Here is a 519-nt window from a genome sequence, read left to right as displayed (position 1 = left end):
CCCGGGCGCGTAGAAGACCAGCAGCGGCAGGACCCGGTCGGTCAGGGCGCTCCCCGTCGTCACGCCCGCCGACTCGGCGAGGAACGCGGCGACGAGCGCGAGCGCCACGGCGCCGGCGAACCCGACCACCAGCCCGACCGCGCGGCCGCGGCGGCGTCCCAACAGCAACGCCTTCGTGATGGGCATGTCCGTGGATCGCTCGCGAGGTCACTTAAAACCGCGTCGGACGGACGGCGTCCTCGGAGCCGACGGCGCTCGGTGCCGCAGAGCCCGTCTCAGTCGTGACGCAGCTCGCGGACCCGGTCGATGTTCCACGCGAAGCTCTTCCCGTCCTCCGTCGGCGTCTCTAGGGCCAGCGGCACGTCGACCAGGTCGGGGTGGTTGAGGATCCGCTCCATCCCCGCCTCGCCGATGTGCCCCTCGCCGATGTGGGCGTGCTCGTCCTTGTTGGTGCCGCACTCGTGTTTCGAGTCGTTGAGGTGGATGTACTTCAGGTGCTCTAACCCGACCACGTCGTCG

1 protein-coding gene and 1 pseudogene are annotated in these 519 nt (G+C 70.1%); both read right to left on the bottom strand.

The genetic code is table 11. The annotated features are described in order from the left end of the window. A pseudogene (locus D3D02_RS18965) lies at positions 1-186 on the bottom strand (hypothetical protein); the annotation flags it as partial. A gap of 89 nt (positions 187-275) precedes the next feature. Then, positions 276-519: TIM barrel protein (locus D3D02_RS18960; protein ID WP_233560721.1), on the bottom strand; the 244-nt coding region annotated here is incomplete at its 5' end.

Source organism: Halobellus sp. Atlit-38R (genome assembly GCF_003665925.1).
In the GTDB taxonomy this organism is placed as follows: Archaea; Halobacteriota; Halobacteria; order Halobacteriales; family Haloferacaceae; genus Haloquadratum; species Haloquadratum inordinatus.
This window is presented reverse-complemented; position numbering and strand designations above follow the sequence as displayed.